The sequence below is a fragment of the Streptomyces sp. NPDC104371 genome (assembly GCF_055583785.1).
Map to the genome: position 1 here is coordinate 295,849 of NZ_JBVJNF010000007.1, position 25,969 is coordinate 321,817.

Consider the following 25,969-nt stretch of genomic DNA (forward strand, 5'->3'; position numbering starts at 1 on the left):
GTCAAGACTTCGCCACTCACACCTCTTCAGGCGTGGAGCGGTGGACGTCTCTGTGACCGCGAGGCGCACGGCTCACCGCCTGGTGATCTTCACCGTCCACGCCCCCGTCGCCGTGCGGTCCTCCACCGTCACGCGGACTCCGTCCCCCGGCACCGTGAACGTCTCCCCCACTCCCACCGGGGCATCCCCGAGCTGTGGGTAGACCGAGGTGGTGCGGCAGGCCTCGGAGTGCGGGTGGGCGTCCAGGACCTCGATCGGGCCGCCGCCGGACTCGGTCTCACCGTGGACGCGGTAGACGAGGATCCCCTGTCGGCAGACCGACACGTCGTTGCCCAGCGCGGCGCGCCCCTCCAGGGCGATCACGGTGTCGGGCCCCGTCCGTACGACCGCCAGCTTGGTGCCGCGCCCCGAGCCGAACGTCTGCACCCCGCGGGCCGGCGGCGGCGCGCCCGCGGCCACCGGTACCTGGCCCGCCCCGGTCGGCGCCGCCTCCAACGGCTCCAGCGTCAGCCGGGCGCCCGCCGCACCCCGTACACACGCCACCTGACGGTCGTCCAGCCACCCCAGCTTCCACTTGTGCCAGGCGAACAGGTCGGGTGCCAGGCCGAACTGGCTGCCCATGAGGTCCCAGTCGCCGACGTAGGTGTCCCAGTCGCCCTTGCCGTCCATGGGGCGGTGATAGAGATCGGGCAGATCGAGGACATGGCCCGTCTCGTGCGCGAGGACCAGCCGGTCCGGCGGATGCTTCTCGAAGACCGTGACCACCCGGTGCACGTCCTTGCCGCTCACCCGCCGCGGCGTCTCGAAGTTGACCACCTTCGTGGCGTCCGAGTCGACGCCGGGCGCGTCCGGGTCCGCCACGAAGTACACGATGTCGTACCGCGAGAAGTCGACCTTCTTCTGCGCGACGGCGAACGCGTCGCGCAGATACGCGTCCCGGTGCTCCGGGTCCCAGTCGCGCTGTATGGCGTAGGAGGTGGCGGAGTGCGGCATCCGCGTCCAGTGGCTCACCGGGTGCGGGCGCAGCGCGAACCGGCCATAGGAGGCGCGTGCGTAGAACCGGCTGGTGGCCGGGAAGTAGTCCGCGGTGAGCTGGGCCGGAGTGGTCGTCGGCGCCGAGCCCGGGAACGACAGGAACACCAGGACCGCGTCGAGCGGGCGGGTGGGGCGCGTGTATGTGCCGTTCCAGGTGTCGAGGCCCTCCGAGTGGTGAGCCTGACTGCGCGTGAGTTCACAGGGCGCGGCCGGGGAGTCGGCGAGTGCGGGGCCCGTGACGAGCGAGGTCGCCACCAGCGCGGCCATCGCGGCGCACACGGCCGCGGCGGTGCGCAGCAAGGGCAGCACGGCGACCTCCGGGTGCGGTTCAGGGAACTCCCCACCCAGCCTTGTCGTACTTGTACTACGATGCCCTGTTTGCCTGCCCCAGAAGGGTGAGATGGCCTCACTCGGGGGAAAGGGCAGAGGGAGCCGCGACGACCGCCGAGGGGGCGGTACGGGGCGGAAGCGAAGGATGACGCTGGAGCATCGAGAGGGGCGGCCGACATGGGCCGATGCCCGGAACGCTCACGGAACGTCACAGTCAATCGTGGCCGGAAGGAACCTGGCCAGGTCCGGGCAGAAACGATCTGCCAGAACCTGTGCCTGTTCGGGGAGACTGGACGGTGGCTGGAAGGCCTCCGGGTCAGCCTCTATGATCGGCACACTTTCCTGCACGGACACGGCTTGTACGGCCACTCACCACGCGGCCGTCGGCCCCGGCGAGACCCACGAGAACCGTACGAAGAACGAGTGCACTCCGGGAGCGAGCGGTGAGCGGAACGTCCGAAGGGCAGGCGCCCGCGGCAGACCCCGTCAGCCCGGCCGTCACAGAGAGTCATACACATCCCCCGACCGGCAGGTCCGCGCCGGTGGCCCCCGTCGGGGTGCACCAGCTCTCGCTCGCCCCTGCCCCCGGTCCTCAACCCGTCGCGTACGGCGCCGCGTTCGGGGTCGCGCCGCTCGCCATGGCCGTGGTCAGCAGGGAGGGCCTGATCGCCACCGCCAACGAGGCGATGGGCGCACTGCTCGGCACCGGCGCGGACGGGCTGGTCGGCAAGGTCGCCGCCGATCTGCTGGACCTGTCCTCCGACGCCCGCACCGTGCACGCGTACCACGAGATGCTGCGCGGCCGTCAGGCTCGGCTGCGCAGTACGCGCCGTCTCAAACACCCCGACGGGCACTCCCTGTGGGTCCGGGTGACGGTCACACCGCTGCCCGCGGCCGACCAGCCGATCCTGCTCTCGGTCGCCGACATCAGCGCGCACCGCGAACTCCAGGCCCGGCTCCGGCATGTGCAGATGCATGACCCGATGACCCGGCTGCCCAACCGCACCCTGTTCTTCGAGCGTCTGTCGGCCGCGCTGGAGGCGGAGGCGTACGAGGAGAGCGGCACCGGCCGGATCGGGCTGTGCTATCTGGACCTGGACGGCTTCAAGGCGGTCAACGACACGCTCGGGCATCGTGTCGGCGACCGGCTGCTCACGGCCGTCGCGGAGCGTCTGACGCACTGCGCGGAGGAGGTCGGGCGCACCCGGCCCACCACACCGTTGGTGGCCCGGCTGGGCGGCGACGAGTTCGCGCTGCTGGTCGAGGCCTCGACCGGGACCGACCAACTCGCCGAACTGGCCGAGTCGGTACTGGCGGCGCTCCAGGCGCCGTTCGACCTGTCCGGACAGCGGCTGTCCGTCTCCGCGTCCATCGGTGTCGTCGAGCGGCATGCCGCCGGGACCACGGCGACCGGTCTGATGCAGGCGGCCGATACGACGCTGTACTGGGCCAAGGCCGACGGCAAGGCCCGCTGGACCCTCTTCGACCCCGAGCGCAATGCCCACCGCATGACCCGCCAGGCCCTGTCCTCCGGTCTGCGGCCTGCCATCGAGCGGGGTGAATTCGCCCTGGAGTACCAGCCGTTGGTGGGTCTGGAGGACGGCCGGGTGCGCGGGGTCGAGGCGCTGGTGCGCTGGCATCACCCCCAGTTCGGCACGCTGACGCCGAATCGGTTCATCGGTCTGGCGGAGGAGGACGGCTCGATCGTGCAGCTCGGGCGCTGGGTGCTGACGACCGCCTGCCGACAGGCGCGCCGCTGGCAGTTGGAGCGCCCGGACGAACCGCCGATCTTCGTGAGCGTGAACGTGGCGGTGCGCCAGGTCTGGGACTCCGACCTGGTGGCGGATGTGGCGCGGACCCTCGCCGAGACCGAACTCGCCCCGCATCTGCTCCAGTTGGAGCTGACGGAGTCGGCGGTGATGGGCTCGGCGGGCCGTCCGCTCCAAGTGCTCCAGGCGCTCAGCGACATGGGGGTGCATATCGCGATCGACGACTTCGGTACGGGCTACTCCAACCTCGCCTATCTCAGCCGACTGCCGGTGTCGGTACTGAAGTTGGACGGCTCGTTCGTCCGCGGCTTCCAGTACGAGGGCACGAACGCGCATCCCAACCCCGCGGACGAGGTCGTCGTGGAGGCGATGATCCAGTTGGCCCACCGGCTGGGGCTGACGGTCACCGCCGAGTGCGTGGAGACCTCAGCGCAGGCCAGCCGGTTGCGCCGGATCGGCTGCGACACCGGGCAGGGGTGGCTGTACTCACGCCCGGTGCCGCCGGATCGTATCTCCGCGCTGGTGGACGCGGAGGCGTGCCGCAGGAACTGACCTCGCGAGGGTGCCGCCCCCGACGGCACCCTCACCTCCTCACGCGGTCGGCAACTCGTAGGCGTCCGCGATCAGTTCGTAGGAGCGCAGGCGCGCGGCCCCGCCGTGGGCGTTGGCCGTGAGCATCAACTCGTCGGCGCCCGTGCGCTTCTGGAGGTCGTCCAGGCCGGAGCGGACCTCGTCCGCCGTGCCGTGCACGACGTTGGCGGTCCAACTGCTCAGGAACTCCTCCTCCAGCGGGTCGAACGCGTACGCCTCGGCCTCCTCGGGGGTGGGGACGAGTCCGGGCCGCCCCTTGCGCAGCCGGATCATGTTCAGGGCGGCGGCCCGCACCTGCCGCCGGGCCTCCTTCTCGTCGTCGGCCGCGAGCGCGGCGACGCCGATGAGGGCGTAGGGGGCGTCGAGGACCGGCGAGGGGCGGAAGGACGCGCGGTACAGGTCGAGCGCCGGGACGGTGTTCTGCGCCGAGAAGTGGTGGGCGAAGGCGAAGGGCAGGCCGAGCGTGCCGGCCAGTCGGGCGCTGAACCCGGAGGAGCCGAGCAGCCAGATCGGCGGGCGGTGCGGGGACTGCACACCACCGGGCGAGCCGGCCTGGACCGGGCCCGGCACCGCGTGGATCCGGGCGTAGGGGTGGCCGTCGGGGAAGTCGTCGTCGAGGAAGCGCGTCAGCTCGGCGAGCTGCTGGGGGAAGTCCTCGGCGCCCTCGTGGAGTTGATCAGCGCGGCGCAGGGCGGCGGCCGTAGCGCCGTCCGTCCCCGGGGCACGCCCGAGGCCCAGGTCGATCCGGCCGGGGGCCATGGCCTCCAGCGTGCCGAACTGCTCGGCGATGACCAGCGGCGCGTGGTTCGGGAGCATCACGCCGCCCGAGCCGAGCCGGATGCGCTCGGTGTGGGCGGCGAGGTGCGCGAGGATCACCGCGGGCGAGGAGGAGGCCACGCCCGGCATGGAGTGGTGCTCGGCGACCCAGTAGCGGTGGAAGCCCCGGGACTCCGCGAGCCGGGACAGGGCCACGCTCGTGCGCAGCGCGTCGGAGGCGGTACTGCCCGCCCCCACGGTGACCAGGTCCAGTACCGAGAGCGGAACGGGAGCGGCGCCCCGTACCGTGCCACGGATCTCGTCCACCTCGGCTGTCTCGTCCACCGCCATGCCTCCTGCTCTGTCGTGACTCCCGCCGGGCAACCGAAGGAATCGTGCGGATATTCCCGGCCGGTGCGGTCCAGAAGCGCCCCATGGGGACGGTCCATGGGGACACCGCGCCGAAACCAGGCCGAACCCGGCGGCCTGGAAGTCGGTCCGCATACATCGCATGGTCTCGGGTAGCCGCGCGCCCATGGCTCCACCACGGACGAATGACGTAGGGAATCCCGGCGCCACACGCCGGTCGCTGCTCGCCGGTGTCACGGCGTTCGGTGCGCTGGGGGCCGCCGGTTGCAGCCGCGTGGCCACCGCGTCGAGCGCGCACGGCGGCGATCTGCTGAACCGGCTCAAGGCCCAGGGGGTGGTCCGCCTCGGCATCGCGGGAGAGATCCCGTTCGGCTACATCGACAAGAACGGCGAACTCACCGGCGAGGCACCGGAGTTGGCCAAGGTCGTCTTCAAGCGTCTCGGGGTCGACCGCGTCCAGCCCGTGCCGACCGAGTTCGGCTCGCTCATCCCGGGGCTGAACTCCCAGCAGTTCGACGTCGTCTCCGCCGGGATGTACATCAACCAGGAGCGCTGCGAGCAGGTCATCTTCTCCGACCCGGACTACCAGATGCTCGACTCCTTCATCGTGCGCGCGGGCAACCCGAAGGACCTGCACGACTACCGGGACATCGTCGCGAAGAAGGCCAGGTTCGCCACCGGGACCGGGTACGCCGAGATCCAGTACGCCGTCGAGGCCGGCTACCGGCAGAGCGACATCCTGATCGTCCCCGACCAGGTCGCCGGGATGAACGCCGTCGAAGCCGGGCGCGTCGACGCGTTCGCCGGGACCGCGCTCACCACCCGCGAGGTCGTCCGCAGCTCCCGTAAGACGGAGGCGACGAAGCCGTTCGCGCCGCTGGTGAAGGGCCGGCCCCACGTGGACGGCGGCGGGTTCGCGTTCCGCTCCGCGGAGACCGCGCTGCGGGACGCCTTCAACGCCGAGCTGAAACGGATGAAGGAGAGCGGCGAACTCCTGCGCATTCTGCGGCCGTTCGGCTTCACCCCGGCCGAGATGACCGACAAGACCGCGAAGGAGCTGTGCGCCGGATGACCTCGGGACTGTGGCACCTCGTACTCTCGGGGGTCTGGACCACCCTCCAGCTCCTCGTGCTCGGCGCGCTGCTCGCCACGACGGTCTCCTTCGCCGTCGGCATGGCGCGCACCCACCGGCTGTGGATCGTCCGCTTCGTCGCCGGTGTCTACACCGAGGTGTTCCGCGGCACCTCCACCCTGATCATGATCTTCTGGGTGTTCTTCGTGCTGCCGCTCGCCTTCGGCTGGCAGTTGGTGCCGATGTGGGCGGGCACGCTCGCGCTGGGGCTGACCTACGGGGCGTACGGCGCGGAGATCGTGCGCGGCGCCCTCAACTCCGTCGACCCGGCGCAGCGTGAGGGCGGGATCGCGCTGGGCTTCACGCCCTGGCAGCGGATGCGCAAGATCCTGCTGCCGCAGGCGGTGCCCGAGATGATCCCGTCGTTCAGCAACCTGCTGGTGGAGCTGCTCAAGGGCACCGCGCTGGTCTCCGTCATGGGCATGGGCGACCTGGCCTTCAGCGGCAACCTCGTCCGGCTCGCGCTCCAGCAGAGCGCGGAGATCTACGCGTACGTCCTGCTCATCTACTTCGTGATCGCCTTCACGCTCACCCGGCTGATGCGGCTGCTCGAACACCGGCTCAAGGTGCGGGCCGGGAAGGCGCCGCAGGCCCGTGTCTTCGTTCCGCAGCCCGTCGGAGGTGGGGTCTCGTGACCTGGGACTGGAATGCCGTACGCGACTTCATGCCGCACTTCTGGGACGGTCTGCTCGTCACCCTTCAGGCGCTGGCGCTCGGCTCGCTGATCTCGTTCGCGCTCGGGCTGGTCTGGGCGGTGCTGATGCGCACGCCCACCCGATGGGTGCGCTGGCCGGTGGGGATCGTGACGGAGTTCGTCCGGGACACCCCGCTGCTGGTGCAGCTCTTCTTCCTCTTCTACGTGCTGCCCGAGTGGGGGCTCACCTTCTCCGCGCTGACCACCGGTGTCGTCGCGATCGGTCTGCACTACTCGACGTACACGATGCAGGTCTACCGCGCCGGTATCGACGCCGTGCCCGCCGGGCAGTGGGAGGCGGCCACCGCGCTGAGCCTGTCGCCGTGGCGCACCTGGAGCGCGGTGATCCTGCCGCAGGCGATCCGCCGGGTCGTCCCGGCGCTCGGCAACTACGTGATCGCGATGCTCAAGGACACGCCGCTGCTGATGGCGATCACCGTCCTCGACATGCTCGGCGAGGCGCGGCTCTTCTCGCAGCAGCACTTCCAGTTCACCGAGCCGCTCACCGTCATCGGCGTGGCCTTCGTCCTGATCGCCTACCCCGCCTCCCTCCTCCTGCGAGCCCTGGAGCGACGTCTTGTCCGCTGATACTCCCCTCATGAAGCAACCCGACGCCCCGGCCGGTCCCGCCGCGGCCACCCGTGAGCTGATCCGCTTCGAGAAGGTCACCAAGCGCTTCGGCGACCACACGGTCCTCGACCGGCTCGGCTTCTCGGTCGACGCGGGCAAGCACGTCACACTGATCGGCCCCTCGGGCTCCGGGAAGACGACGATCCTGCGGCTGCTGATGACCCTGGCCAAGCCCGACGAGGGCACGATCACGGTCGCCGGGCGGCAGCTCTTCCCGGCCGGGGAGAAGCAGATCCGGGAGATCCGCAAGGACATCGGGATGGTCTTCCAGCAGTTCAACCTGTTCCCGAACATGAAGGTGCTGCGGAACATCACCGAGGCGCCGGTCACCGTGCTCGGTCTGTCGAAGGACGAGGCCGAGGAGCGGGCGCGCGAGCTGCTCGACCTGGTCGGGCTCGGTGAGCACGTGGACAAGTACCCCGGCCAGCTCTCGGGCGGCCAGCAGCAGCGCGTCGCGATCGCCCGCGCCCTGGCCATGCGTCCGCAGGTGCTGCTGCTGGACGAGGTGACCTCCGCGCTCGACCCGGAGCTGGTCGCCGGGGTCCTCGACGTCCTCCGGGACATCGCCCGCAGCACGGACATCACGATGCTCTGCGTCACCCACGAGATGAACTTCGCCCGGGACATCTCGGACGAGGTCCTGATGTTCGACTCCGGCCGGGTCATCGAGTCGGGCTCCCCGGACAAGATCTTCAGCGACCCCGAGCACGACCGCACCCGGGAGTTCCTCAGCGCGGTGCTCTGACCGCGGACGGTGAAGCCGGCACTTGTCACAAGCACCCCCACGGACCAGGTAGTATTTCTTTTGTCGCCGAATGCGAGAGCCGACAGCGACAGAGTCTGCGCCGCTAGCTCAGTTGGTTAGAGCAGCTGACTCTTAATCAGCGGGTCCGGGGTTCGAGTCCCTGGCGGCGCACGATGACGATGGCGATCCATGTTCGCGGACTGCGCGAACCGGGTCGCCATCTTCGTTCTCTGCGCGGCTGCGCCGCGCGTTGTGGGGGCTTCGCCACCCACACCCCCCTTCAGGCAAGGCGCGGTGAGCGCCAGGTGTCGCAGGTACCGGTTGGACGTGGCGCGGTGAGCGTCGGGTGTCGCGGAACCGGCATCGGGCCGCGCCCGCTCTACAGCATCCCCTCGAAGAGGCTGTCCCCCGCGAAGACCTCCGTGTATGAGGCCATGAACGCGACGCAGAACGCGATCAGTATCGCCACGAGCATCACCATGCCCACGATCCCCACGAGGGCCTTCCCGGGGGCGGGGGCGTAGGCGGTGGCGCGGTCGGGGCGGGTCGCCGTGTAGTGGACGGTGACGCTGTCGCCCACCTCCGCCTCCGGCCCGTTCGCCTCCTCGAAGCTGATCTCGCGGCCGTCGCGCGTGGTGAACCCGTAGACGTAGTGCCGCGTCGTCCGCGCCATGCGGGTGCTCGGGTCGCTGTGGGACGTCGTCGTGTACGTCCGCAGACAGCGGGCCTCGGCGGTCAGGCCGCTGGTCCAGTTGTTCCTGAGCTGGAGCGAGCGGGCGACCACCCGGGCCGCCACGACCAGCGCTCCCACGACGATCAGGTTCGGTATCACGTAGAAGACGGTGTCCATGGTTCCCCCGGTCGGCATGACGCCACGCATGCCGTCATGACCATGACGGCATGCGTGAACGTACCCCGCGGCGCGGAGACCACTCAAGAACCACTCAGAACGTGACGTCCGCGCACGAGTAGAAGGCGTTGGCGGTGTCCGCGATCGTCCACACCCCGAGGATGAGGTGGTGGCCGCTCAGCCCGGTCGGCAGGGTGCCGGTGTGGCTGAACGTGTACGGCGGCTGCTTGCCGTTGTACGGGACCGTGAGGAACGGCGTGGTGTCGAGGTCCGAGCGGGTCAGGGGGTGGTTCTGGTTCCAGCCCGGCTTGGTGACGTAGTACCGGAAGTCGGTCGTGGCGTGCGCGGCGGTGAACTGCCAGCGGAAGGTGTAGCTCTGCCCGCCGGTCACCTTGGTCGTGGGCCAGTCCGCGCCCGAGGGGGTCTTCGGCTGGTCGAGGACGCCGAACTCGGTGTGTCCGGCCGAACAGATCTGACCGTCGCTCGGGCCCAGCGCCGGGAAGCCCTTGGGGCCCTCGACGCTCTGCGGCTCCCACTGGATGGCGCCGCAGCCGCTGACGATGCCGCCGTCCGCGGCGCACATCTTCTGCCGGCTCAGGGGTTGGTCGGTGTAGCCATGGGCACTGGCGGTGCCGCCGGAGAGCGCGAACGTAGCCGCGGTGGCGAGGCCCACCATGGCCGCGTACCACTTGGTCCTTGTGCGCATACTGCCGCTCCTGGAGAACGTGGGGGAGGTTCATCGAGCCGTGCAGGTCTAGACCAAGGCCCAGAGTAGGGCCGCCGGTTGACCATGTCCATACCAATGACGGTCGACGGTGAACCGCTCATTCCCCGCCGTTCTCGGCGCTCTTGCTCGCGACGACGTACCTGTAGCGGTAGGGCACATAGCGGGCGGAGTTGTTCCAGTAGCGATAGGGGGTGGAGCGCCGCCGGGTGGCCGGTGGGGTCTGCTCGTAGGCGGTGTACGAAGTGTGCGCGCGGTTCGTCCAGCCGCCGAAGACGACGGCGTGCGACCCCTTCCGGGGGTTGGCGCGGTTGTGGAAGAGCAGGATGTCGCCGGGCTGGAGCTTCGCCTTGGAGACGCGCACGCCGAGCGCGGCCAGGCTGCCCGTCCATTCGTTGGCGCCGAGCTTCCAGGCCATCGAGACGAAGCCGGAGCAGTCCTGCCGGTACCCGTCCGACCAGTACGCGTTCACGCGGTACGGGACCTTGGCGGTGACCCATCTCTTGGCCCGCTTGATGATCTCCGCGCGGGTCGTCCTGGGTGAGCGCGGCGGGCCCGGCGCCCCGCCCGGCCCCCCGAACAGCGCCCCCGGAAGCCCCTGCGGCGTCTCGGCGGGCTCCCCGCCCGCGGGGGCGCCCGGCAGCGGCGGCCCGTGCACCGTCGCGACGGCGGGCGCCGCCTGGCCCGCGCCGAGGACCGCGACGACGACGAGCGCCGAGGCGGCGCGACACCGCCCGCGAACGCGCCCCGGACGACCACACCCTCTCGCGCGACGGACCCCCTCGAACACCGGCACTCCCATATGACGCCCCTCACGTCCACAAGCCCACGAGTCCATGACTGACTGAATGCACCGCTTGAATTTGTCCTACTTTCTACGTATCCGCCGCCTCCCCTCCCGGCCACCGCAACCGCCCGCCGACGGCACGAACGACGGACAGGCTCCGTCCGCCCGGAGCAGTCCCCCCACTGGTTCGGAGCACCCCTCGGCGTCGGGTAGAGTTACGCAGGTCAGCAGGCGCCGCTAGCTCAGTTGGTTAGAGCAGCTGACTCTTAATCAGCGGGTCCGGGGTTCGAGTCCCTGGCGGCGCACGACCGAGAAGGCCCTTCGCATACGCGAGGGGCCTTCTCGCATGCCGTCGTACAGACCGAGGGCCCGCGTCTACGTGCGAGGACGCACACGTCCCCCAGGCGCCCATAGGGGAACACACCCCCCTCAACCGCACACACGGGCGACCCCAACCGCACCAAATGACGCCAACAACCACCCCAATGAACCGGTATGACCGGTAAACACCGTGTTTCGCGTCTTGCGATCATGCCGGACCCCGTAGAACCCTGGGCTGCAAGCGGCCACCGCTGCACGGCAGTTGGGGCCGGACCGGTTGCGCAGCGTGGGGATGGGGGCCCCGCCTGACGGATGCCGAGGGGGGCACCGCTGCAACCGGCGGGTGGGGTTTCTGTGTCGGTATGGGGGAAAGGGACACCGTGACGCCGACCCACCACTGACCCGTCTGCTCTGGTCGACGCAGGACCACTGCGGACGAACGACCGACGAACACGCGCCGCTGTGCGCGCGGGGGGACAGCTCATGACGCCGACGGGCGCCCGGCCGAACTCAGACCCGTCAGAGACGACCCAGCTCAGGAGGCCATCGCACCGCACCGGCCACACCGGCGCCTTCCGCCGGATACGTACGACCCTGCCGAGATACGACTACGAGCACTACAGCCGCCTGGCCGGACCGCTCACCCAGCCGGACCCGACCAAGCCGTACCGGGTGCGCTACCGCTCCCTGCTCTCCCAGGAACCGCACCGCATCCGCGCCGCTCTCATGCTCGGCGCGGCGCCGCTCCTTTCGCTGGTGCTGTTCGCCTGGCTGCTCCAGCCCGAGCACTGGACCGAACGCGACCACCCCACCTACAGCTTCCTGCCGGCCCTCGACATCGTGATGCTCGTCTCGATCGGCCTGATCGAGTTCTTCCGCTGCATGAACGTCCTGTCGAACGCGCACGCGACGCTGGTCGCCCGCGACCCGATCCCGGTGGTGCCCGAGAGCGGCACGAGAGTCGCCTTCATCACCACCTATGTCCCGGGCAAGGAACCGCTGTCGATGGTGACGAAGACCCTGGAGGCCGCCGTCCGGCTGCGGCACCGGGGGCTGCTGCATGTCTGGCTCCTCGACGAGGGCGACGACCCCGAGGTCAAGACGGTCTGCGCGCGCCTCGGCGTCCACCACTTCTCCCGCAAGGGCGTCGCGCGGTGGAACCAGCCGAAGGGCCCGCACCGCGCCCGGACGAAGCACGGCAACTACAACGCCTGGCTCCAGGCGCACGGCGACGCGTACGACTACTTCGCCTCCGTCGACACCGACCATGTGCCGCTGCCCAACTACCTGGAGCGGATGCTCGGCTTCTTCCGCGACCCGGACGTCGGCTTCGTCATCGGCCCGCAGGTCTACGGCAATTACGACACCTTCGTCACCAAGGCCGCCGAGTCACAGCAGTTCCTCTTCCACGCGCTGATCCAGCGGGCGGGCAACCGCTACGGCGCCCCGATGTTCGTCGGCACCTCCAACGCCGTACGGATCAAGGCGCTTCAGCAGATCGGCGGTCTGTACGACTCGATCACCGAGGACATGGCGACCGGCTTCGAGATGCACCGCCACAAGAACCCGCTCACCGGGCGGAAGTGGAAGTCGGTCTACACCCCGGACGTACTCGCGGTCGGCGAGGGCCCCGGCGCCTGGACGGACTTCTTCACCCAGCAACTGCGCTGGTCACGGGGGACCTACGAGACGATCCTCAAGCAGTACTGGAAGGGCTTCTTCTCGCTGCCGCCGGGCAAGCTCTTCAACTACACCATGATGATCATCTTCTACCCGATGTCGGCCCTCAACTGGATCCTGGCCGCGCTGAGTTGCGCGCTCTTCCTGGGGCTCGGCGCCTCGGGTGTCAACATCGACCCGACCGTCTGGCTGATGCTCTACGGCAACGCCTCGGCGCTCCAGATCGGCCTGTACATCTGGAACCGGCGGCACAACGTCTCCCCGCACGAGCCGGAGGGGTCCGGCGGGGTGGCGGGCATGGTGATGTCGGCGCTGTCCGCGCCGGTCTACGCCCGCTCGCTCATGGACGCCGTGCTGCGCCGCAAGAGCGGGTTCGTGGTGACACCCAAGGGTGATTCGACGAGCCCCGACACCCTGTTCGGGACCTTCCGGATCCATCTGTTCTTCATCCTGGTCTTCGGCGGCTCGATCGTCGTGGGCTTCCTGCTCGGCCACTCCCACCCCGCGATGCTCACCTGGGCCTCGTTCGCCCTGCTGATCACGGCCTCACCCGTCTTCGTATGGCGCTGGACGCTGCGGCAGGAGAAGAAGCGCCCGGTCCCGGCCACCGCGGACGAACCGCGGGACACGGCGGTGCCGCCGCCGCAGGCCGCCGCGCACGCCCCGGTCAGGCGGCCCAGTTGGGCCGCGCACGGCACCGAGCAGACCATGCAGATCGTCGCGGGAGGACAGAAGAAGTGAAAGACCAGGCCGGCCTTCGCCGTGCTCGCCGTCTCGCGATCGGCACGGTGGTGGTCCTCGCACTGGCCGGGATGAACGGGCCGTGGCTGTACCGGTTCGGGAGCGAGCGGTATCACCAGTACACGATCAACAAGCCCGAGTACAAGGCGGACAACGGGCATTGGGAGATCCTGGAGTTCCCCAAGGAGTACCGGCAGGACACGATCCACGCCGCGCTGCTGCACACCGGCAAGGTGCTGCTGGTGGCGGGGTCGGGCAACAACCAGGAGAACTTCGACAAGAAGCAGTTCGACACCCGGATCTGGGACCCGGACAAGGGCACGATCAAGAAGATCCCCACGCCCAGTGACCTGTTCTGCACCGGCCACACCCAACTCGCCAACGGCAACCTGCTGATCGCGGGCGGCACCAAGCGGTACGAGAAGCTGAAGGGTGACGTCACCAAGGCCGGCGGCCTGATGATCGTCCACAACGAGAACCCGGACAAGCCGATCACGCTGCCCGCGGGCACGAGATTCACCGGCAAGGTGAACGGCAAGACGTTCGTCTCCAAGGACCCCGTCCTCGTGCCCCGTGCGAAGAAGGTCTTCGCGGCGACCGGCAAGTGGCTGCGCAACGACCCCGGCGTGGGCCGTATCTACGTCGAGGCGCAGCGCAGCGGCCGGAAGTACGAGACCGGCACCGAGGACAACTACGGCGTGCGGGGCCTCACGGGAGCCGACGCACGCAACACCTACGGCATCGCCAACAAGCTCGGCCTCGACAAGAAGGACTTCCAAGGCATCCGGGACTCCTTCGAGTTCGACCCGGTCGCCGAGAAGTACATCAAGGTCGACCCGATGCACGAGGCCCGCTGGTATCCGACGCTCACCACCCTGAGCGACGGCAAGGTCCTCAGCGTCTCCGGGCTCGACGACATCGGGCAGTTGGTCCCGGGCAAGAACGAGATCTTCGACCCGAAGACCAGGAAGTGGACGTACACCCCGAAGATCCGGCAGTTCCCGACCTACCCGGCGCTGTTCCTGATGCAGAACGGCAAGATCTTCTACTCGGGGTCCAACGCGGGCTACGGCCCGGACAACGTGGGCCGTGACCCCGGCGTCTGGGACCTCGACACCAACAAGTTCACCGAGCTGCCCGGACTCAGCGACCCCGACCGGCTGGAGACCTCCGCCACCGTGCTGCTGCCGCCCGCGCAGGACGAGAAGTACCTGGTGATCGGCGGGGGCGGGGTCGGCGAGTCCGAGCTGTCCAGCAAGAAGACGCGGCTGATCGATCTCCAGTCGCCGAACCCGCGCTTCGTGGACGGCCCGACCCTGGAGAAGGGCACCCGCTACCCGCAGGCCTCGGTCCTCCCCGACGACACGGTGCTGGTCTCCGGCGGCTCGGAGGACTACCGGGGCCGCAGCGACTCCAACATCCGCCAGGCGCGGCTCTACCACCCGGACAGCAAGTCGTTCCAGCGGGTCGCCGATCCGCTGGTGGGCCGCAACTACCACTCAGGATCGATCCTGCTGCCCGACGGGCGCGTGCTGTTCTTCGGCTCGGACTCGCTGTACGGCGACAAGGCCAACACCAAGGCCGGTACGTTCGAGCAGCGCCTGGAGATCTACAAGCCGCCGTATCTGTACCGGGACGCGCGGCCCTCCCTGTCGGGCGGCCCGCAGACCATCGCGCGCGGCGCGTCGGGCACGTTCACCTCGCGGCACGCGTCGGCGATCAGGAAGGTCCGGCTGATCCGCCCGAGCGCGTCCACGCACGTCACGGACGTCGACCAGCGCTCGATCGCCCTGGACTTCGCCACGAAGGGGGACAAGCTCACGGTGACCGTGCCGAAGAACCGCAACCTCGTCCAGTCGGGCTGGTACATGCTGTTCGCGGACGACGACGAGGGCACACCGAGCAAGGCACAGTGGGTCAAGGTGCCGTAGTCTCAGCCGACCTGGGGCGCCCTCCATTCCGGAGGGCGCCCCCTGCGTGCGTACGAAGGGCTACGCGCCGTCCGCCTTCGCGAGCGCCAGCGCGTACGACGCCCACCAGTCGCCCGCCTTCGGGCCGCCCTTGCAGGTGCCGTCCGACTCGCCGGGGCGCTTGATCCACAGGTAGGCGTCCACGAGGGGATCCGCCGTCTTCGTCGTCGGGGGCTCGCCCAGGGCCCGGCCCGGCGGGTTGCACCAGCGCCGGCTCGGATCCCCCGCCGTGTAGGGGCCGTTGCCGTTGCGGCTGGTGTCGATCACGAAGTGCTTGCCGCCGATCTTCGCCGACAACTGCTTGCCGTACGCGAGCGAGTCGCGTGTCGAGTAGAAGTTGGAGACGTTCACCGCGAAGCCGTCCGCCCGCTCGACACCCGCCCATCGCAGCGGCTCGAAGATCTGGTCGGGGTGCTGCCAGCCCGCGTTGCCCGCGTCCAGGTACACCTTGGTGTGCGGAAGCTCCTTCAGCTTGGTGATCGCGCCCTTGAGCAGGTCGTACCGCTCCTCGTGGAACTCCTCCGGGGTGCAGCCGTCCACCATGTGCAGCACTCCGTCCGGCTCCAGGATCACCGTCGCGTGGCGGTCCCCGATGCCCCGGGCCACGCCGTCGATCCACGCCCGGTAGGCGTTGCCGTCCGCCGCGCCGCCCTGCGAGAACTGGCCGCAGTCGCGGTGCGGGATGTCGTAGAGGACGAGGATCGCGGTGCGGTGCGCCTTCTCGGCGGCCTCGGTGAAGCCCCGCGCCTCCGCCTCGGGGTTCTCCGGGCCGATCCACTCCCCTGTCGGCTGCCGGGCGATCTTCCTGATCTGGTCCGCCTCGCTCTTCTTCCCGGCCTTCTCCAAGGCGGCGACCTGCCGGGCCGCGTTCCCGTCCGGGTTGACCCAGAACGGGGTGGAGTCCTTCGGCCGTTGGGTGATCGCGGTGTCCTTGCCGTCGTCCTTGCCGTCCCCGCCCTTGGAAGAGGAACAACCGGCCAGCACCAGCGCGGCCCCCACCGCGGCCCAGGCGGCCCGTGTCCCCGCGCCCCTCGTTCCGTACATCCAACTCCCCTTTGGGTGTACCGCGTTATGGTCCAAGCCTGACATACCAGGCCCGTCGCCACGAGTGATCCGGCCGTTGTGGAAGAGCTGTTACAGCGCGAGCCCGCGCGCGCCGGTCCGTCGCGCTCCCCCGCGCCCCGCGTGAGCGGTCACGCTCCCCTGCCCGTCAGATACGCCGAGACGACCACGTTCGCCGAGTAGGCGTGGCTCGTCCGGTCGTACGTGCCGCCGCAGGTGATCAACCGCAGTTCGGCGCGGCCCGGTTGGCGCGGCCCGTAAGCCCGGCGGGCGTCGAAGCCTTCGCGGGGCAGGACTTGGACGTCCTCGACGGTGAACTCGGCGACCCGGCCGTCCTGTCGGACCACCCGTACCGTGGCGCCCTGCCGCAGACCGCTGAGCCGGTAGAAGACCCCGGGCCCGGTCCGGGTGTCGACGTGCCCGACGAACAGCGCGGTTCCGGCCGAGCCGGGCTTCACCCCGGCCGCGTACCAGCCGACCGTGCCCGGCTGTTCGAAGGGCGGCGGCTCGATCGCGCCCTGCGCGTCCAGGCCACGCGCGACGACCGGTGCGTGCACCCCGATCACGGGGATGTCGACGCGCTGTGGTGCCGCCTGCCCCAACGGCTGGGCGGTGGACGGCAGTTCGACGTCGGCGGGTCGGCCGGCGGCGGCCATGTCCCCGGTGGCCGGACCGGAGACGCCCTCGCGCACACCGGTCATCTCGCGGCCCCACAGCCACAGCCCGAGCAGCAGAACCACCCAGGTGACGCCCATCACCAGACGTCCGGTGCCACAGGAATGTTCACGCTCGGACACGGCTCACTCCTTGCCCCGGTGTCGGCGGACACCTCGGACGACGACCACACCGGCGGCGACACTCGCGAGGACGAGGCCGATGACCGTCTCCCGGATGCCGGGTCCGCTGCCGTCGCGGGCCTCCTCGGCCTCGGAGAGCACCGTCTGGCGCGCACCGCCACCGCCCGCGTGGACCGGCGCCACGGGCGAGGCCGGGGCGATCGGTGAGGAGGGGCGGAGCCGGGAGGCCGGGTCGCCGGGCGGCGCCGCCGGGCGGAGCAGATCGGTCAGCGCGTGCGGCAGGGACGGGACCCTCGGACGGTCGGGGCCGGTCGAGGCGGATCCCGCGGGGCTGTCCGCGTCCCTCGGGGCGGATCCCGCCGGGCTGTCCGGGCCCGTCGGGGCGAAGGGGCCGGACGCCGTCGCCCCGTCGACGGTGAGGGTGCCGTCGGCCTTGTGCCCGCCGCAGTCGGCCTTGATGGCGTAGCTGCCCGGCGTCAACAGGGCACGCACCACCGTGTCACCGGTCAGCGTGCCGTCCTTGCCGACGAGCCGCGCGTCCGTGACGAAGGCGTCCGAGGTCGCCGTACCCGTCGTGGCCGTACCGGGGCATCCCCGCACGGTCAGCCGCACCTCGCCGCCGGGCGCTGGGGACGCGGGGGTCAGGGAGACGTCCTGTCCGTCCGACTTGAGCGCCGAGCGTCCGAGCACGGACGCGATGATGGCTATCACACAGAGCGTGAGCCGTAGTGAACCCATGGTGAACCTCCCGATACCAGGAGACTCTCTCGGCGGACACTCCGGCGCATCCGGACGGGACGTCGGCTACTCCGTCCGGGGGGCGACCCCTGCGCCGTACGGGCACCGCCGTACGGAGCGCGCCGTACGGACTGCGGGGCGCGGCCCGGTCTCAGACTCAGACGAGGTCGACGATGTCCGCGATCGAGTCCACGACGTGGGAGGGGCGGAACGGGAAGCGGTCGACCTCGTCCCGCGAGGTCAGCCCGGTGAGGACCAGATACGTCTGCATCCCCGCCTCCATCCCGGCGAGGATGTCGGTGTCCATCCGGTCGCCGATCATCGCGCTGGTCTCGGAGTGCGCCTGGAGCGTGTTCAGTCCGGTGCGCATCATCAGCGGGTTCGGCTTGCCCGCGAAGTACGGCTGCTTGCCGGACGCCTTGGTGATCAGCGCCGCGACGGAACCGGTGGCGGGCAGCGGGCCCTCGACGGACGGGCCGGTCTCGTCGGGGTTGGTGCAGATGAACCGGGCCCCGTTCTTGATCAGCCGGACGGCCTTGGTCATGGCCTCGAAGGAATAGGTGCGGGTCTCGCCGAGGACGACGTAGTCGGGCTCGTGGTCGGTCAGGATGTAGCCGATGTCGTGCAGGGCCGTGGTCAGACCGGCCTCGCCGATGACGTACGCGGTGCCGCCGGGCCGCTGGTCGTCCAGGAACTGGGCGGTGGACAGCGCCGAGGTCCAGATGTTCTCCACCGGCACGTCCAGCCCCATCCGGGTCAGCCGGGCATGCAGGTCGCGCGGGGTGTAGATGGAGTTGTTGGTGAGCACCAGGAAGGGCTTGCCGGACTCGCGCAGCTTCTTGAGGAAGGCGTCGGCACCGGGGATCGGCACGCCCTCGTGGATCAGCACACCGTCCATGTCGGTGAGCCAGGACTCGATGGGCTTGCGCTCTGCCATCTGTGAATCTCCTGCCGTGCGCATGGGAACCGGGAACGCCGGAACGACCGGGGCCGCCGCGTCCGCGGCGTGCACCCGGCCCCCAGCGTAATCAGCACGGGTCGGCCCTGATCCGGGTGGGCGGGAACTCAGCTACGCGCGCGGTGGAGCAGGAAGGGGGAGCCCGCCACGAGGACGCCGCCCGCCACCATGAGGAGCCCCCCGATCAACGGGTCGAGGCGGTGTGCGGCGCGCTGTCCCGCGTGGGCCAGTGCGCTGGCGGAGGCGCTCGGCCGCGGGCTGGGCGAGGCCGTGCCCGGTTGCTTGTGCTGCGGTCCGGCCTCCTTCTTGCCCTCGCCGCCCTTCCCGGGGCTCGCCGTCGCCGGGCTCGGCTTGCCCGACGGGCTCTCCTTCCCGGCGCCGCTCTTGTGCGGGGTCGGGGACGCCTTGTGCGCGTCGTGTCCGTCGGTCTCGTCGCCCTTGGGCTCGATCCGGAAGCGGTACTCGTTCGACTCGCCGACCCAACTGCCGTCGTCCCCGCGCCGCTGCACGATCGCGGCGTTCGCCACGACGTCGTTCTGCCGGGCGTCGGGGCCGAGCGCGAGCCGTACCTTCACCGAGACGGTCTTGCCCGGAGCCACGGTGAACCCGGCGAAGCCGTCGTCGAAGGCGCCGACCAGCTCGCTGCGGTCGGTGCGGCGCAGGGCCACCGGATGCGCGCGGTCGCCCTCGAAGAACTCCAGCTTGGGCTGCTCGGCCGTCAGCGCGTGGTGGGTGTCGACCAGGACGACCACCGGGTGGATGCGGGAGCAGGAGTGGGTGGTCGTGTTCTTGAGATCGATGAACCAGGTGTGGTCGTCGCCTCCGGCGCGGTAGCTGTCCGGGCCGCCGCGGATGTGGGTGGTGAGCGGGAAGGCGTTGCCGGTGGGCGCGGCGCAGGTGGGCTGCGAGTCGGCCGGGAGCGCTGCGACGGATGCCTGGAGGAAGAAGACGACGGCGGCCAGGGCGCAGGCCAGGAACAGGGGCAGCCGGGGCAGCAGAAGGGTGCGGGGCAGATGGGAGAGCTGGGACGGGCGAAGGGTTCGAGGCAGTCGCATGAAAATATGACCGACCATGGGCGGCGGAGCCTTGGGCACGCCACGCCCTGAGGGCCGGAGTCGGCGGCCCAAGTCCCCTCGATCAGCGCAATTCCTCTTGCGCTCGCAAGAGGAATGGTCGAGAGGGGGCGCGTCCTCTCCCGCGCCCGGGGAACACCCGGTGGCACACGCGCGCGCCGCGGTTGCGACAGTAGAGCCATGACTGGCACAACCCCCGCTCCGGGCACCGGCACCCCCCTCCGCGTGGCCCTCGTCGGCTACGGTCTCGCGGGCTCCGTCTTCCATGCCCCGCTGATCGCCGCCACCGAGGGCCTCGTCCTGGACACGGTGGTCACCTCGCACCCCGAGCGGCAGGAGCAGGCCCGTACCGAGTTCCCGGACGTGCGTCTCGCCGCCACGGCCGACGAGCTGTGGTCCCGCGCGGGCGAGCTGGACCTGGTCGTCATCGCCTCCCCGAACAAGACCCACGTCCCCCTCGCGACCACCGCCCTCGAAGCGGGCCTGCCGGTCGTGGTCGACAAGCCGGTCGCGGGCACGGCGGCCGAGGCGCGCGGCCTCGCGGCGCTGGCCGAGCGGCGCGGCCTGCTGCTGTCCGTCTTCCAGAACCGCCGCTGGGACAACGACTTCCTGACCCTGCGGGGGCTGCTGGCCGAGGGCGAACTCGGCGAGGTCTGGCGCTTCGAGTCCCGCTTCGAGCGCTGGCGCCCCCGGCCCAAGGGCGGCTGGCGCGAGTCCGGCGACCCGGCGGAGATCGGGGGCCTGCTGTACGACCTCGGCAGCCATGTCGTCGACCAGGCGCTCGTGCTCTTCGGCCCCGTGACCGGCGTGTACGCCGAGACGGTCGTCCGCCGTCCGGGCGCGGAGACGGACGACGACACCTTCCTCGCACTCACCCACGCGAGCGGTGTCCGCTCCCATCTGTACGTCTCCGCGACGGCCGCCCAACTCGGGCCGCGCTTCCGGGTGTTGGGCTCGGAGGCGGGCTATGTGAAGTACGGCCTCGATCCGCAGGAGGCGGCGCTGCGCGCGGGCGGGCGCCCCGGCCCCGGCTGGGGCGAGGAGCCCGAGCCGCTGTGGGGCCGCGTGGGCGCCGGGGAGTCCCCGCTGACCGGCGGCGGCACCCCCGTACCGACCCTGCCCGGCGACTACCCGGCGTACTACGCGGCGATCGCGCGGGCCCTGCGTGAGGGCGGCCCGAACCCGGTCACCGCGCACGAGGCCGCCGCGGCCCTGGACGTCCTCGAAGCGGCCCGGCGCTCGGCGCGCGAGGGTGTGGCGGTGACGCTGTAGCCGCGGCTCAACAGCCGTGCCGGGCGGTCGGGTTCAGCGGTACAGCACCGCCCGCTCGACCGCGCTCCACGTCGCGCTGGTCACCACGTACAGCGCGGCGGCCAGCGGCACCACCGCCACGGTGACGAGGGTGAAGTACGAGAAGAACGGCATGACCTTGGTGACCGCGCCGAGGCCGGGCACCTGCGTGCCGTCACCGGCCGGGACCGGGTTCGCGGCCGACATCCGCTTCGTACGCCGGTAGGTGAAGGTGGCGACGACCGCGACGAGCGCGAACAGTCCGAGGTAGACGAGCCCCGCCGCGCCGAACGGGCCGCCGTCACCGAGGGCGCCGGTCCATCGGCCGCCGAGCGGCGCGGCCAACAGGGTGTGCGCGAGCAGGCCGTTGCTCTCACCACCGATCGTCGTGCTGGAGAACAGGTGGTAGAGGAGGAAGAACGCGGGCATCTGGAGCAGGGAGGGCAGGCAGCCGGACAGCGGCGACACCCGTTCCTCCGCGTGCAGTTCGAGAACGGCCTGGTTCAGCTTCTCCGGGTTCTTGCCGTGCTTCTTCCGCAACTCCGCGATCTTCGGCTGGAGTTGCGCACGCGCCTGCTGGCCGCGCGCCGCGGCCCGGGACAGCGGGTGGACGAGGAGGCGTACGAGCGCGGTGAACAGGACGATCGCGGCGGCGGCCGAGGAGGCGTGGAAGAGCGGCTGAAGCAGGTCGGCCAGCCGCTCGACCAGGCCTGCGAACGCGGACAGGAACGTGGACATGGGGAGCCCTTCGGGGTCTCGTCGTGCCGGGGTGGTGAGCTGAGATGTCGGCATGACGACCCGCGCGGGCCACACGTACTTGGCGTACTTGGCTGTGGACGTACGGCGATACGTACGTACGGGAACGGACCGGTGTGTGGCCTACGCGGCGGTCGCCTGAAGGGCGTGTCCGGGTGCCCGCGGTCGCCTGCGGCCCGGCGCGTCGGGGTCCTGTTGCGGCAGGAACGCGGTGCGATGCGCACGGTCGCGAAGGGCGGTCCGTACGCGGGTCGGGGCCACGGCGGGCACACTGCGCGCGGCGATCAGCGCACAGACGGCGAGGGCGGAACCGACCGCGGCGGTCGCGGCGAAGGCGACGGCGGCGGTGAGGCTGCCGGTGTCGAGGACGACGGCTTGGAGGAGCAGGAGCAGCAGCACCGCGGTGGGCCGCAGTCTCGTCCAGGACTGGATCATCGGCCTCTCCTCCCCGAGTGGTAACTCCCTTGCCGCTCCTTGCCGTTATACACGATCGACCGGTGCCCCACGTTCCTTCGCGCCGCACGGGCGATCGGGCCGTGGGGCCCGATCGCCGTTCACCGGCCCGGAGGACGGGTCACTGGGTGCGGTAGGCGTCGTCGATGGTCTGGGTGAGGGTGTTCCCGGCGGTGTCGGTCAGCTTCGCGCGCAGGGAGACACCGGTGCCCGCCTGCGGGTTGCGGATCGTGACGGCGCCGTTCTCGACCGGGACCTCGGTCCACGAGGCGCCGCCGTTCACGGACACCGAGACCGCCAGCGAGCGCACCCGTCCGTGCGCGGCGGCGCCGAGCACGGTGACGGGGACACGGAGCGTCGAGCCGGCCGCCGCCGTGCCGATCGGGCTGAGCGCGGGCGAGAACCGCACGACGCTGACCGGCACCGAGGCCGGACCGGTCGCCGTGGCCGAGGTGAAGGTCCAGGCCGCGGTCACGCGGGTGGCGGTGCCGGGGGCGCCCGCGCGGTTCACGGTGCTGGTGAGCCGGTACGCCGCGCGCCCCGGCGCCACGGTGAACCGGGCGCTTCCGGGGGTGCCGGTCTTCTTCCCGACGAGCACGCCGTCACGGTGCAGGGTGGTCGAGGCCGAGGAGAACGCCGGTGCCGACGGCACATGACCGTCGCCGTCGGCGAGCAGCGGGACATCGACATCGAGGCGGTCGCCGTCCCGTACGACGCCGGTGCGGTCGGTGAGGGTCGGGCCGAAGACGGCGTTGTCGAAGGTGTGCGTGGTCGTGGCCCCGGCGCGCACGGCGATGCCGTCGGCGGAGTAGCGGTTGGACGCCGCGCCGGGCTTGCCGGGGGCCGTGTAGGTGACGTCCCAGGTGCCGCGTTCGGGCGTCACGAGGTAGGTGGCCGTGCCGGGGGACGGGAGGGTCCGCGCGGTTCCGACGGTCGGTCCGGCCGTCGGCTGGAGGTCGAAGGACGCGTTCTCCGTGGCGCCCGGCCGGGCCGCGCCGCGGATCTGCAAGGTGGCCAGGTCCTTCGCGGCGGGGTGACGGGTGAGCCCCGTCAGGGCGCGGGTGCCGTCGAAGGTGTAGCCGAGCGCGTAACCGCCCTTGTCGGTCGTCCAGTACGAGTCGAACCACTGCTTCACCGAACCGGGCTCGGCGTCGGGGCCCAGGTGGGCCACGCGCAGCTTCGACGAGGAGGTGACCAGGTTGGTCTCGCGGACCGCGTCGCCCTGGGTGACCCGGACGAACATCGCGCCGTGCTGGAACCCCGCGGAGTCGTCGGGCGGCAGTACGTCGACGGGGGCGGTGGTCCGCGCGTCGACGGTGATGGTGGTGTCGTGGTCGAGGTCGAGGCGCGGCTGGACGACCCAGTCCGCGCCGTCACCGCCGCTCAGCGAGCTGTCCAGCAGGTACCGGCCCTGAGGCAGCCGCACGGTGGTCGTGCCCGAGGCGTCGTAGGGGTGGGCGACCTCGTCGGCGCCCGCGCCGGAGATTCCGGTGACGTTGGTGGAGTAGGACCCGGTCAAGTGGCCCGCGCGGTCGAGGTGCTTGATCGTGAGGGCGTACGTCCTGGGTTCCGCGGCGAAGGCGGTCGCGTCCCCCAGGGCCGTCGTGCAGCCGACCAGGGCGACGGCGAGAGTCAGGTTCCGCAGGACGCTCCGGCGAGACAGGGAAGAAGTGTTCATGATCCGCACTGTGCCGCCGGGCGCCGGGGTTCCCGTGTTCCGCGTCACATCGCGGGCGGAGTCCGCTCGCGCTCGCGTCGTGTGGTGCACGTCACCGGAACTGATGTGCCGGACGAGGCAGAGCAGAGTGTGGAAACACTGATGAGGAATCGCTTCCGTCGCGGCGACCGCGACGCCTTGGGAGAGCTGTACGACGAGCACGCTCAAGTGCTGTACCGCTATGCCCTGCGCGTGACGGGCGACTGGGCGGAGGCCGAGGACGTCGTCTCGGCGACCTTCCTGGAGGCGTGGCGCAGCCGGGAGAGGCTGCGCCCCGAAGGGGACAGTCTGCGCCCGTGGTTGCTGGGGATCGCCACGAACGTCATGCGCGGCAACGCGCGCGCCCGCCGACGCCGCGAGATCGCGCTCGCCCGCGTCCCGGAACGCGGCTCGATCCCGGACTTCGCCGACGACCTCGTCACGCACCTCGCGGATACCGAGAAGCTGCGCGCCGCGCACAGCGCGCTCGCCCGGCTGCGCCGCCGTGACCGGGAGGTCTTCACCCTCGTGGTGTGGGCGGGACTGGACTACGCGGCCGCGGCCGAGGCGCTCGGCGTGCCGGTCGGCACCGTCCGGTCACGTCTGTCCCGCGCGCGTACCCGGCTGCGCGAGCTGGCCGACGCCCAGGCCACGCGGGCCACACCGGCTGTACGAGCCACACGTGCGCAGGCCACGCGGGCCACACCGGCGATACGAGCCACACGTGCGCAGGCCACGCGGGCCCGAGCCGGACGGACGCCCACGACGCCCAGCGGGGAACCCTCCGCCGCCCCCGACAAGCCAGTACCGGACCGCGTCCTCGCGGCCCGTTGGTCGACCCAGGAGAACAACGGATGAACATCACCCCGCGGCGCCGTACGCAGGAGCGTGCGCACCACCGGTCGGAGGAGACCGAGCGCTTCGACCTCGCGGACCTGCTGCCTCCGCCGCCGGTCCCGGACCTGGGTCCCGACCGTGAACCGCTGCTGAAGGAAGCGCTGTTGCGCGAAGCCGCCCTCGCCGCCCCGGACAGCGGCGTCAGCGCCCGCGCCTCGCGCCCGCGACGGGTCCGGGTCCTGGTACCGGCCCTCGCCTGCGCCATGGCGGTCTGCGGCATCGTGGCGGTGAACCTCACCGACGCCCCCGGTAGCCGCACCACCGCGGTCACGGCGGACGGCACCCCCCGCGCACCCGAAGCGCAGCGACTCCTCGACCGCGTCGCACTCGCCGCCGCCGAGGAGAAGCAACCGGCCGTCCGTGCCGACCAGTTCGTGTACGTCGAGAGCAAGGTCGCCTATGCGGGGCAGAGCGCCGCGGGAGGCCCCGTGACGATGGCTCCCGCGCACACGCGGCAGGTGTGGCTGTCCGCCGACGGCAGTCGTACGGGCCTGCTGCGCGAGGAAGGCGGTCCCGACTCCCCGCTCGGCGCGGACGCGCCGACCTACACCGTCGACGGCCCGGGAGCGACGCCCCGACCGAGCCATCCGAACGAGACGGGCCCGTCGATCGACAACCCGACCTACACCTACGTCGCGTCGTTGCCGACCGACCCGGACGCCCTGCTGAAGCTGATCCGGGACGAGACGCGTGGCCAGGGCCAGGACCCGGACCAGCGGGCGTTCACCGCGATCGGCGACCTGTTGGCAGAGACCTGGGCACCACCGCGGGTCAGCGCCGCGCTGTACAAGGCCGCCGCGAAGATCCCCGGGGTCACGGTGATCCACGCCGCGACCGACGCCGCGGGGCGCGAAGGCGTCGCCGTCGCCCGTACGGCACATGGGCAGCAGACACAGTGGATCTTCGACCGGACCACGTACGCGTTCCTCGGTGAACGATCGGTGCTCACGGAAGCCGGTGACGCGGGCCCGGCCGGGACGGTTGTCGGCACGTCGGCGGTCCTCACCAAGGCCGCGGTGGACCGCGCGGGCGCGACCCCCGCGCGGGCGACGGCGTAGCGCGGGGCCTCACCGGGTCGGACGGCCCTGACCTGCGAATCTCTCTCCCCTGTCGGTCGGCGGCAGT

Annotated in this window: 23 protein-coding genes and 2 tRNA genes; 12 read left to right on the top strand and 13 right to left on the bottom strand. The window is 70.9% G+C overall.

Annotated elements, in window-relative coordinates; all coding sequences use genetic code 11:
* Positions 1–72: 72 nt before the first annotated feature.
* Positions 73–1,341 (bottom strand): M6 family metalloprotease domain-containing protein, encoded by a 1,269-nt coding sequence (locus ACZ60T_RS23180; RefSeq protein WP_469667703.1) that lies wholly within the window; start codon positions 1,339–1,341, stop codon positions 73–75.
* Positions 1,342–1,808: 467 nt separating this feature from the next.
* Here ACZ60T_RS23180 and ACZ60T_RS23185 point away from each other — a divergent pair, with 467 nt between their 5' ends.
* A complete protein-coding gene (locus ACZ60T_RS23185) occupies positions 1,809–3,686 on the top strand; it encodes a putative bifunctional diguanylate cyclase/phosphodiesterase (RefSeq protein ID WP_469667586.1) in 1,878 nt (625 codons plus the stop codon).
* A 39-nt stretch (positions 3,687–3,725) separates the two neighbouring features.
* Here ACZ60T_RS23185 and ACZ60T_RS23190 read toward each other — a convergent pair whose 3' ends face one another.
* On the bottom strand, positions 3,726–4,832 hold the full coding sequence (locus tag ACZ60T_RS23190) for an LLM class flavin-dependent oxidoreductase (protein ID WP_469667588.1): 1,107 nt from the start codon (positions 4,830–4,832) through the stop codon (positions 3,726–3,728).
* Positions 4,833–5,016: 184 nt separating this feature from the next.
* On the opposite strand from ACZ60T_RS23190, the gene ehuB reads away from it, so the two are divergent.
* From ehuB to ACZ60T_RS23215, 5 genes are all read left to right on the top strand, one after another.
* Entirely contained in the window at positions 5,017–5,922 is a 906-nt protein-coding gene (ehuB, locus tag ACZ60T_RS23195; protein WP_469667589.1) for an ectoine/hydroxyectoine ABC transporter substrate-binding protein EhuB, read from the top strand.
* Positions 5,919–6,617, top strand: coding sequence for an ectoine/hydroxyectoine ABC transporter permease subunit EhuC (gene ehuC, locus ACZ60T_RS23200; protein WP_469667591.1), 699 nt, complete (start codon positions 5,919–5,921; stop codon positions 6,615–6,617). Before ehuB ends, ehuC begins: the two co-directional genes overlap by 4 nt.
* Positions 6,614–7,264: an ectoine/hydroxyectoine ABC transporter permease subunit EhuD gene (gene ehuD, locus ACZ60T_RS23205; RefSeq protein WP_365618681.1), complete on the top strand. Its 651-nt coding sequence runs from the start codon at positions 6,614–6,616 to the stop codon at positions 7,262–7,264. Before ehuC ends, ehuD begins: the two co-directional genes overlap by 4 nt.
* A 10-nt stretch (positions 7,265–7,274) precedes the next feature.
* A complete protein-coding gene (ehuA, locus tag ACZ60T_RS23210) occupies positions 7,275–8,051 on the top strand; it encodes an ectoine/hydroxyectoine ABC transporter ATP-binding protein EhuA (RefSeq protein ID WP_469667593.1) in 777 nt (258 codons plus the stop codon).
* Positions 8,052–8,148: 97 nt separating this feature from the next.
* A tRNA-Lys gene (locus tag ACZ60T_RS23215) sits at positions 8,149–8,222 on the top strand.
* 208 nt (positions 8,223–8,430) lie between these two features.
* On the opposite strand, the gene ACZ60T_RS23220 is transcribed toward ACZ60T_RS23215, so the two are convergent.
* The 3 genes from ACZ60T_RS23220 to ACZ60T_RS23230 form a co-directional block, all read right to left on the bottom strand.
* A complete protein-coding gene (locus tag ACZ60T_RS23220; RefSeq protein ID WP_469667594.1) occupies positions 8,431–8,919 on the bottom strand; it encodes a DUF3592 domain-containing protein in 489 nt (162 codons plus the stop codon).
* 76 nt (positions 8,920–8,995) lie between these two features.
* Positions 8,996–9,607 (bottom strand): lytic polysaccharide monooxygenase auxiliary activity family 9 protein, encoded by a 612-nt coding sequence (locus tag ACZ60T_RS23225; protein WP_469667595.1) that lies wholly within the window; start codon positions 9,605–9,607, stop codon positions 8,996–8,998.
* A gap of 118 nt (positions 9,608–9,725) precedes the next feature.
* A complete protein-coding gene (locus tag ACZ60T_RS23230) occupies positions 9,726–10,427 on the bottom strand; it encodes an NlpC/P60 family protein (protein WP_469667596.1) in 702 nt (233 codons plus the stop codon).
* Positions 10,428–10,643: 216 nt separating this feature from the next.
* Between ACZ60T_RS23230 and ACZ60T_RS23235 the strand changes: the two genes are divergently transcribed.
* The 3 genes from ACZ60T_RS23235 (at position 10,644) to glxA (ending at position 15,085) form a co-directional block, all read left to right on the top strand.
* A tRNA-Lys gene (locus ACZ60T_RS23235) sits at positions 10,644–10,717 on the top strand.
* Positions 10,718–11,216: 499 nt separating this feature from the next.
* A complete protein-coding gene (locus ACZ60T_RS23240; RefSeq protein ID WP_469667598.1) occupies positions 11,217–13,154 on the top strand; it encodes a glycosyltransferase family 2 protein in 1,938 nt (645 codons plus the stop codon).
* Entirely contained in the window at positions 13,151–15,085 is a 1,935-nt protein-coding gene (glxA, locus tag ACZ60T_RS23245; protein ID WP_365618667.1) for a radical copper oxidase GlxA, read from the top strand. The genes ACZ60T_RS23240 and glxA overlap by 4 nt, the downstream gene beginning before the upstream one ends.
* Before the next feature lie 60 nt (positions 15,086–15,145).
* On the opposite strand, the gene ACZ60T_RS23250 is transcribed toward glxA, so the two are convergent.
* The 5 genes from ACZ60T_RS23250 to ACZ60T_RS23270 form a co-directional block, all read right to left on the bottom strand.
* Complete coding sequence (locus ACZ60T_RS23250) at positions 15,146–16,168, bottom strand: glycoside hydrolase family 6 protein (RefSeq protein ID WP_365618664.1); 1,023 nt, start codon at positions 16,166–16,168, stop codon at positions 15,146–15,148.
* Positions 16,169–16,317: 149 nt separating this feature from the next.
* Positions 16,318–16,983: a class F sortase gene (locus tag ACZ60T_RS23255; RefSeq protein WP_469667599.1), complete on the bottom strand. Its 666-nt coding sequence runs from the start codon at positions 16,981–16,983 to the stop codon at positions 16,318–16,320.
* A 3-nt stretch (positions 16,984–16,986) separates the two neighbouring features.
* Complete coding sequence (locus ACZ60T_RS23260; protein WP_469667600.1) at positions 16,987–17,721, bottom strand: hypothetical protein; 735 nt, start codon at positions 17,719–17,721, stop codon at positions 16,987–16,989.
* 157 nt (positions 17,722–17,878) lie between these two features.
* The gene (locus ACZ60T_RS23265; protein ID WP_365618657.1) at positions 17,879–18,658 is read right to left on the bottom strand and encodes an HAD-IIA family hydrolase; all 780 of its coding nucleotides are present in this window, start codon (positions 18,656–18,658) and stop codon (positions 17,879–17,881) included.
* A gap of 128 nt (positions 18,659–18,786) precedes the next feature.
* Positions 18,787–19,734: a hypothetical protein gene (locus ACZ60T_RS23270; protein WP_469667602.1), complete on the bottom strand. Its 948-nt coding sequence runs from the start codon at positions 19,732–19,734 to the stop codon at positions 18,787–18,789.
* 198 nt (positions 19,735–19,932) lie between these two features.
* Here ACZ60T_RS23270 and ACZ60T_RS23275 point away from each other — a divergent pair, with 198 nt between their 5' ends.
* Positions 19,933–21,024 carry a Gfo/Idh/MocA family protein gene (locus ACZ60T_RS23275; protein ID WP_469667603.1) on the top strand — a complete coding sequence of 364 codons (1,092 nt, stop codon included), beginning with the start codon at positions 19,933–19,935 and terminating at the stop codon, positions 21,022–21,024.
* A 33-nt stretch (positions 21,025–21,057) separates the two neighbouring features.
* On the opposite strand, the gene ACZ60T_RS23280 is transcribed toward ACZ60T_RS23275, so the two are convergent.
* The 3 genes from ACZ60T_RS23280 to ACZ60T_RS23290 all read right to left on the bottom strand — a co-directional run bounded on the left by ACZ60T_RS23280 (position 21,058) and on the right by ACZ60T_RS23290 (position 23,929).
* Positions 21,058–21,780: a YidC/Oxa1 family membrane protein insertase gene (locus ACZ60T_RS23280; protein ID WP_469667604.1), complete on the bottom strand. Its 723-nt coding sequence runs from the start codon at positions 21,778–21,780 to the stop codon at positions 21,058–21,060.
* Between the two features lie 141 nt (positions 21,781–21,921).
* A complete protein-coding gene (locus ACZ60T_RS23285; protein ID WP_365618646.1) occupies positions 21,922–22,233 on the bottom strand; it encodes a DUF6412 domain-containing protein in 312 nt (103 codons plus the stop codon).
* A gap of 139 nt (positions 22,234–22,372) precedes the next feature.
* The gene (locus ACZ60T_RS23290; RefSeq protein WP_469667605.1) at positions 22,373–23,929 is read right to left on the bottom strand and encodes a serine protease; all 1,557 of its coding nucleotides are present in this window, start codon (positions 23,927–23,929) and stop codon (positions 22,373–22,375) included.
* 141 nt (positions 23,930–24,070) lie between these two features.
* Here ACZ60T_RS23290 and ACZ60T_RS23295 point away from each other — a divergent pair, with 141 nt between their 5' ends.
* The gene (locus tag ACZ60T_RS23295) at positions 24,071–24,805 is read left to right on the top strand and encodes an RNA polymerase sigma factor (RefSeq protein WP_469667606.1); all 735 of its coding nucleotides are present in this window, start codon (positions 24,071–24,073) and stop codon (positions 24,803–24,805) included.
* Positions 24,802–25,902 carry a CU044_5270 family protein gene (locus tag ACZ60T_RS23300; RefSeq protein WP_469667608.1) on the top strand — a complete coding sequence of 367 codons (1,101 nt, stop codon included), beginning with the start codon at positions 24,802–24,804 and terminating at the stop codon, positions 25,900–25,902. The genes ACZ60T_RS23295 and ACZ60T_RS23300 overlap by 4 nt, the downstream gene beginning before the upstream one ends.
* The last annotated feature ends 67 nt before the right edge of the window (positions 25,903–25,969 follow it).